This is a genomic window from Pseudomonas sp. B19(2017) (assembly GCF_002113165.1).
Taxonomy (GTDB): Bacteria; Pseudomonadota; Gammaproteobacteria; order Pseudomonadales; family Pseudomonadaceae; genus Aquipseudomonas.
Map to the genome: position 1 here is coordinate 160,762 of NZ_NEJR01000012.1, position 6,416 is coordinate 167,177.

A 6,416-nucleotide genomic window follows, 5' to 3' on the forward strand; every position below is an offset into this window, starting at 1 on the left:
ATGTTCTTACACGTTCAGCGAGCTCTGATCGATGACCAGACCTGGGCCCATGGTGGTGCTCAGGGTAACGCGCTTAACGTAGATACCTTTCGAAGAAGCTGGCTTGATACGCTTCAGATCAGCGATCAGGGCTTCAACGTTTTCCTTCAGCTTGCCAGCTTCAAAGCCGATCTTGCCAACGGAGGTGTGGATGATACCGTTCTTGTCGGTACGGTAGCGAACCTGACCAGCCTTGGCGTTCTTGACGGCGCCGGCTACGTCTGGGGTCACGGTACCCACTTTCGGGTTAGGCATCAGGCCGCGAGGACCCAGAACCTGACCCAGCTGACCTACAACGCGCATGGCATCAGGCGATGCGATGACGACGTCATAGTTCAGGTCGCCGCCTTTCATTTCGGCAGCCAGATCGTCCATACCTACGCGGTCAGCGCCGGCAGCCAGAGCAGCTTCAGCAGCTGGACCCTGGGTGAAGACGGCAACGCGAACGGTCTTGCCAGTGCCGTGTGGCAGCACGGTAGCGCTACGTACGACCTGGTCGGATTTACGCGGGTCAACACCGAGGTTAACGGCGATGTCGTAGGACTCTACGAACTTGGCAGCAGGCAGCGAGGCCAGCAGAGTTGCCGCTTCTTCGAAGTTGTAGGCCTTGCCTGCTTCGATTTTCTCGGCGATTGCCTTTTGGCGTTTGGTCAGCTTAGCCATTACACACCCTCCACGTTCAGGCCCATGCTGCGGGCAGAGCCAGCGATGGTGCGTACAGCAGCGTCCAGGTCAGCGGCAGTCAGGTCAGCCTGTTTGGCTTTCGCGATGTCTTCCAGCTGAGCACGGGTAACGGTACCGACTTTAACGGTGTTCGGACGAGCCGAACCACTGGTCAGGCCGGCAGCTTTCTTCAGCAGAACCGAGGCAGGGGTGCTCTTGGTCTCGAAGGTGAAGCTACGGTCGCTGTAGACAGTGATGATCACAGGAGTCGGCAGACCGGCTTCTTGACCCTGGGTACGGGCGTTGAAGGCCTTGCAGAATTCCATGATGTTCACACCGTGTTGACCCAGTGCTGGACCAACGGGTGGGCTTGGGTTGGCCTGGCCGGCCTTAACTTGCAGCTTGATGTAAGCCTGAATCTTCTTAGCCATGAGCTACTCCAATATCGGGTACGAACGCCTGATGGCTCCCCGGATGACTTGCGTTTTATCCCAGTGACGACAAAACCCCGCAGCACACAGGGCTGCGGGGTATGGGATGCTTCGTCCGCCTAGACCTTTTCGACCTGGCTGAACTCGAGCTCCACCGGAGTAGAGCGACCGAAAATGAGCACCGCCACCTGCAGGCGACTCTTTTCGTAGTTAACTTCTTCGACACTACCATTGAAGTCAGCGAACGGACCGTCAATGACTCGAACCACTTCACCCGGCTCGAACAGCGTCTTCGGCTTCGGCTTGTCGCTACCGTCGGCAACGCGACGCAGGATAGCCTCAGCTTCTTTATCGGTGATCGGTGCAGGCTTGTCTGCAGTGCCACCAATGAAGCCCATCACACGAGGGGTGTCCTTGACCAAGTGCCAAGTCCCTTCGTTCATCTCCATCTGGACCAGCACATAGCCAGGGAAGAATTTACGCTCACTCTTGCGCTTCTGGCCGTTGCGCATTTCGACGACTTCTTCGGTCGGGACCAGGATCTCGCCGAAACCGTCTTCCATGCCAGCCAGCTTGACGCGCTCGATCAGGGAGCGCATTACATGCTTCTCGTAACCCGAGTAAGCATGCACAACATACCAACGCTTAGCCACGGGACACCTTTAGCCAACGATCAGGGAGACCGCCCAGCCGAGCAGGGAATCAAGACCCCACAGCAGCAGTGCCATAACCAGCACGACAGCCACGACAATCAGCGTGGTCTGGGTGGTTTCCTGGCGGGTCGGCCACACGACTTTACGGATCTCGGTACGAGCTTCCTTCGCCAGCGCAAAGAACGACTTGCCCTTCGCAGTCTGCAGAGCTACAAAGCCCGCGACAGCAGCCAGGACGAGAAGTGCGAGAACGCGATACAGGATCGGGGAGGCGGAGTAATACTGATTACCCACTACGCCGACAACCACCAAAGCCACTACAGCCAGCCACTTGAACAGATCAAAACGCGATTCTTGGGCTTCAGTTTTGGGAGTCATCGAGGAGGATCCTGTGAGAAGAAAGCCATCACACCGAGGTGAAATGGCAGGTCAGGAGGGAATCGAACCCCCAACCTACGGTTTTGGAGACCGTCGCTCTGCCAATTGAGCTACTGACCTGTAACGCTGTATCAGGCCGGCCATTATACCGGCCTGATCAAGTAAATCAACTACTTATTCAATAATTTTTGCTACGACGCCGGCGCCGACGGTACGACCGCCTTCACGGATAGCGAAGCGCAGACCGTCTTCCATTGCGATGGTCTTGATCAGGGTAACAGTCATCTGAATGTTGTCACCTGGCATTACCATTTCAACGCCTTCCGGCAGCTCGCAGTTACCGGTCACGTCAGTGGTACGGAAGTAGAACTGAGGACGGTAGCCTTTGAAGAACGGAGTGTGACGACCGCCTTCTTCCTTCGACAGAACGTAGACTTCTGCGGTGAACTTGGTGTGCGGCTTGACCGAACCTGGCTTGACCAGAACCTGGCCACGCTCAACGTCGTCACGCTTGGTACCACGCAGCAGAACGCCGCAGTTCTCGCCAGCACGACCTTCGTCCAGCAGCTTGCGGAACATCTCAACACCGGTGCAGGTGGTGGTGGTGGTGTCACGCAGACCAACGATTTCCAGCGGATCCTGAACGCGGACGATACCACGCTCGATACGACCGGTTACAACGGTACCACGACCCGAGATCGAGAATACGTCTTCGATCGGCATCAGGAACGGCTGGTCAACGGCACGAACTGGCTCAGGGATGTAGGCATCCAGAGTTTCTACCAGCTTCTTGACAGCGGTAGTACCCATTTCGTTGTCGTCTTTGCCTTCCAGGGCCATACGAGCCGAACCGATGATGATCGGGGTGTCGTCGCCTGGGAAGTCGTAGGTGGACAGCAGGTCGCGAACTTCCATCTCGACCAGTTCCAGCAGCTCAGCGTCGTCTACCAGGTCAGCCTTGTTCAGGAAGACCACGATGTACGGAACGCCTACCTGACGGGACAGCAGGATGTGCTCACGGGTTTGTGGCATCGGACCATCGGCGGCCGAGCAAACCAGGATCGCGCCGTCCATCTGGGCAGCACCGGTGATCATGTTCTTCACGTAGTCAGCGTGACCTGGGCAGTCAACGTGAGCGTAGTGACGAATGTTCGAGTTGTACTCGACGTGAGCGGTGTTGATGGTGATACCGCGCGCTTTTTCTTCCGGAGCCGAGTCGATCTTGTCGAACTCAACGACTGCCGAACCGAAAACTTCGGAGCAGACGCGAGTCAGAGCTGCGGTCAGAGTGGTCTTACCGTGGTCAACGTGGCCGATAGTGCCGACGTTAACGTGGGGAAGGGAACGATCAAACTTTTCCTTAGCCATCGATACAATCCTCCGCAGAAGAAATAGTCTTGCGCTGATAAAACAAAGGCAGATATTTTCATATCTGCCTTGTTTATATGGAGCTCTTGAGCGGACTTGAACCGCTGACCTCACCCTTACCAAGGGTGTGCTCTACCAACTGAGCTACAAGAGCGAAACACTTTGTGCAAAATCCAGCAAACTTGGAGCGGGTAGCGGGAATCGAACCCGCATCATCAGCTTGGAAGGCTGAGGTTCTACCACTAAACTATACCCGCGGAGCTTGCGGCTCTCGCTAAAACTGGTGGAGGGAGAAGGATTCGAACCTTCGAAGCTCTCGCAACGGATTTACAGTCCGTCCCCTTTGACCGCTCGGGAATCCCTCCAGATGTGGCCGGCATTCTATTTGTCTGCCGTCCTAGTGTCAAGCGTTTTTTCAAATTTTTTCAATCAAATCTGAAACTTAGCTGCTTTGACACCGCTTCCAGTTCTACCACCTGAGTGGTGTTCCCTGTGAAGCGGGCGCCATTCTATCAAGCTATTCGCCAGTTGCAATACCCTGGCAGAAAATAATTTTGTGTTTTAAGTCTTTGAAATCGTTGGAAAGACTCACGAGGACGGTTTGATCCAGCAATCGCTCGCTTTCCGGGGCAACCTTGAGCCAACGACCATCTGCTCCAGGCAGCTGCCCCACTATAGGCTGCGTGGCAATGTCCAGACTCAAGAGGCGCTGACGCAGTGCATCGAGCTGCCCCTGTGCCATTGCACCACCCACTACCAAGCACTCATCCCGGCGCTTGGGTGGTGCCGACACACCCGTTTCACGCAACAGGCGAATCTCTTGCTGACTGCCCTTGTACAGCGACAGGGGCGCGACCTCCTTGACCTTCAGCGGGGCTTCCTGCTGATGCCACACGTAATAAAAGACGTTGAGCACCAGTAACAGCAGAAACAACCAACGCATAGGCACCTCAATTCAATGGGCAGGCCATGGCCAGGCCTACGAAAACCAGGTCAGGCACGACACGCGCCTGCGGCACGGCCTCCCTTACCAGCGGCGCATCGCCGCCTGTAAGGAATACCGTGAAATTCTCCCCCCACAATGCACGCGCCTGCTCGAGCTGGGTACGCGCAAAACCCTGCAGCATCAATACGCAACCGCGCTCGACAGCTTCGACAGTCGAGCGCCCTGGCGCCAAACTGGCCAACGCACGCTCGGCGGAGGCATCGTCATAACGGATACGCCGGGTGTGGGTACGCAACTGGCTACGCATCAATGGCATGCCTGGGCAGATGTAGCCACCCAGGTGCTCACCGTCCGCCGCAACGAAATCCGCTTTTGCAGCGGTGCCCAGATCAATGACCAGGCAGGCGCCCTTGGCAAGGTGATATGCGCCCAGGGCCGCCAACCAACGGTCCATGCCCAGACGCTGGTAGTCGACATAACCATTGCGCACACCCGCCATTTCCTGGGCTGGGTGCGCCACCCGCGCCTGCACTGCAAACGCCTGGGCAATCATCGCGCACAGAGCGTCGTTTTCCGCCTCACTGCGTACACTGACAATGCGGCAGCCGGTAAGATGCACCGCGGGCAGTGCAGCCACTTCGGCCACCAGCGCCTGATCGGAGTCGACGATACCGCCACTTTCAATCGCCGCATCAGTGACGTGGATTACTCGCCACTTGATAAAGCTGTTACCGCAATCGAGCTCAAGAATCATCACGCAACCTCAAACTGAGCTCACCACCACTGAAGCTCTTTTCCACCCCGTCCACCTCAAGGCGCAAGCCGCCCTGCCCGTCGACGCCAAGCACCACGCCATCAATGCGTGTACTACCTGCAACCAGAGAAACCTTGCGCCCCTGCCAGAGGTGCGCCTGTTCCCATTCTTCCTGGAATGCGGCAAAGCCGTAACGTCGATGTCGTGCCAATTCGTGCTGCAACTGTTGACTGAGCATTGCCGCCAACCGGTTACGGTCGATTGTCGCACCCACTTCACGACGCATCGAGGTCCACACTTGGTCGACCTGGTCGTTGGCCTGCATGTTCACATTGATGCCAATACCCAGCACTACATGACAGACATCCGCCGGGTCGCCCACCAATTCCAGGAGAATGCCGGTGATCTTCTGCTCCCGAACGAGGACGTCGTTGGGCCATTTGAGCCCCACATCCTTTACGCCAAACGCCCGCAGGGTACGCATTACCGCCAACCCTACCACCAAGCTCAAGCCTTCAAGCTGGCGCATGCCGCCATCCACACGAAGCACCAGGCTGTAATAGAGGTTTTCAGCGAACGGGCTGACCCATTGCCGACCGCGGCGACCACGGCCAGCGCTCTGGCGCTCGGCCAGGACAAGAAACGGAGCGGTCTGCCCCGCCCCGGCGAGCCGCAGGCCTTCGGCGTTGGTCGAATCGATGGTTTCATGAATGAAAACGGGCCACTGCTCGCCTTCGGCAAAACCGGCGATCGCCTGGGCATCGAGCAAAGCCAGTGGCGCCGCCAGCTGATAGCCGCGCCCACGAACCTTGTGAATGGTGAGGTTCAGTTCACTCTCCAGGTGCTGCAGCTGCTTCCAAACGGCGCTGCGACTCACCCCGAGGGCCGCCCCCAGAGCTTCTCCGGAATGGAACCGGCCATCCTTGAGGAGATTCAACAACTTCAGCATGCCAGTCTCGACTTGGAATAAGGCAGGCATGATAGCTATGGGCTGTTGGCTTGCATAGGTAAAGGGCCTATCAACGGCGGCGAACGGCCCATGTAGGAGCGCGACTGTTTTTCCGCCACAAAGACAAAACCCCTACCTGCATGCGCAGATAGGGGTTTTGCGAAATGAATCTTGACGATGACCTACTCTCACATGGGGAAACCCCACACTACCATCGGCGATGCATCGTTTCACT

Annotated in this window: 8 protein-coding genes and 4 tRNA genes; all 12 read right to left on the reverse strand. The window is 57.1% G+C overall.

Annotated features, from left to right (window positions below):
* Nucleotides 1–6 precede the first annotated feature (6 nt).
* Nucleotides 7–702 (reverse strand): 50S ribosomal protein L1, encoded by a 696-nt coding sequence (gene rplA, locus CAF70_RS17575; protein WP_085626170.1) that lies wholly within the window; start codon nucleotides 700–702, stop codon nucleotides 7–9.
* Complete coding sequence (gene rplK / locus CAF70_RS17580) at nucleotides 702–1,133, reverse strand: 50S ribosomal protein L11 (RefSeq protein ID WP_003255500.1); 432 nt, start codon at nucleotides 1,131–1,133, stop codon at nucleotides 702–704. The genes rplA and rplK overlap by 1 nt, the downstream gene beginning before the upstream one ends.
* 119 nt (nucleotides 1,134–1,252) lie before the next feature.
* Complete coding sequence (gene nusG, locus CAF70_RS17585) at nucleotides 1,253–1,786, reverse strand: transcription termination/antitermination protein NusG (RefSeq protein WP_003255501.1); 534 nt, start codon at nucleotides 1,784–1,786, stop codon at nucleotides 1,253–1,255.
* Nucleotides 1,787–1,795: 9 nt separating this feature from the next.
* On the reverse strand, nucleotides 1,796–2,164 hold the full coding sequence (gene secE / locus CAF70_RS17590) for a preprotein translocase subunit SecE (RefSeq protein WP_003257081.1): 369 nt from the start codon (nucleotides 2,162–2,164) through the stop codon (nucleotides 1,796–1,798).
* Nucleotides 2,165–2,208: 44 nt separating this feature from the next.
* Nucleotides 2,209–2,284, reverse strand: a tRNA-Trp gene (locus CAF70_RS17595).
* Nucleotides 2,285–2,338: 54 nt separating this feature from the next.
* Nucleotides 2,339–3,532: an elongation factor Tu gene (gene tuf, locus CAF70_RS17600; protein ID WP_013970626.1), complete on the reverse strand. Its 1,194-nt coding sequence runs from the start codon at nucleotides 3,530–3,532 to the stop codon at nucleotides 2,339–2,341.
* Nucleotides 3,533–3,610: 78 nt separating this feature from the next.
* Nucleotides 3,611–3,686, reverse strand: a tRNA-Thr gene (locus tag CAF70_RS17605).
* A 29-nt stretch (nucleotides 3,687–3,715) separates the two neighbouring features.
* Nucleotides 3,716–3,789: transfer RNA gene (locus CAF70_RS17610), tRNA-Gly, on the reverse strand.
* Between the two features lie 24 nt (nucleotides 3,790–3,813).
* Nucleotides 3,814–3,897 (reverse strand) — tRNA-Tyr (locus tag CAF70_RS17615).
* A 152-nt stretch (nucleotides 3,898–4,049) separates the two neighbouring features.
* Entirely contained in the window at nucleotides 4,050–4,475 is a 426-nt protein-coding gene (locus CAF70_RS17620; RefSeq protein WP_085626171.1) for a hypothetical protein, read from the reverse strand.
* A gap of 7 nt (nucleotides 4,476–4,482) precedes the next feature.
* Nucleotides 4,483–5,232, reverse strand: coding sequence for a pantothenate kinase (locus CAF70_RS17625; protein ID WP_085626172.1), 750 nt, complete (start codon nucleotides 5,230–5,232; stop codon nucleotides 4,483–4,485).
* Nucleotides 5,222–6,181 carry a bifunctional biotin--[acetyl-CoA-carboxylase] ligase/biotin operon repressor BirA gene (birA, locus tag CAF70_RS17630; protein ID WP_085626173.1) on the reverse strand — a complete coding sequence of 320 codons (960 nt, stop codon included), beginning with the start codon at nucleotides 6,179–6,181 and terminating at the stop codon, nucleotides 5,222–5,224. The genes CAF70_RS17625 and birA overlap by 11 nt, the downstream gene beginning before the upstream one ends.
* Between the last annotated feature and the right edge of the window lie 235 nt (nucleotides 6,182–6,416).

What these genes read in the sequence shown, in the direction of transcription:
- rplA (WP_085626170.1), bottom strand. Translation starts at nt 702, where the DNA reads ATGGCTAAGCTGACCAAACGCCAAAAGGCAATCGCCGAGAAAATCGAA.
- rplK (WP_003255500.1), bottom strand. Translation starts at nt 1,133, where the DNA reads ATGGCTAAGAAGATTCAGGCTTACATCAAGCTGCAAGTTAAGGCCGGC.
- secE (WP_003257081.1), bottom strand. Translation starts at nt 2,164, where the DNA reads ATGACTCCCAAAACTGAAGCCCAAGAATCGCGTTTTGATCTGTTCAAG.
- tuf (WP_013970626.1), bottom strand. Translation starts at nt 3,532, where the DNA reads ATGGCTAAGGAAAAGTTTGATCGTTCCCTTCCCCACGTTAACGTCGGC.
- CAF70_RS17620 (WP_085626171.1), bottom strand. Translation starts at nt 4,475, where the DNA reads ATGCGTTGGTTGTTTCTGCTGTTACTGGTGCTCAACGTCTTTTATTAC.
- CAF70_RS17625 (WP_085626172.1), bottom strand. Translation starts at nt 5,232, where the DNA reads ATGATTCTTGAGCTCGATTGCGGTAACAGCTTTATCAAGTGGCGAGTA.
- birA (WP_085626173.1), bottom strand. Translation starts at nt 6,181, where the DNA reads ATGCTGAAGTTGTTGAATCTCCTCAAGGATGGCCGGTTCCATTCCGGA.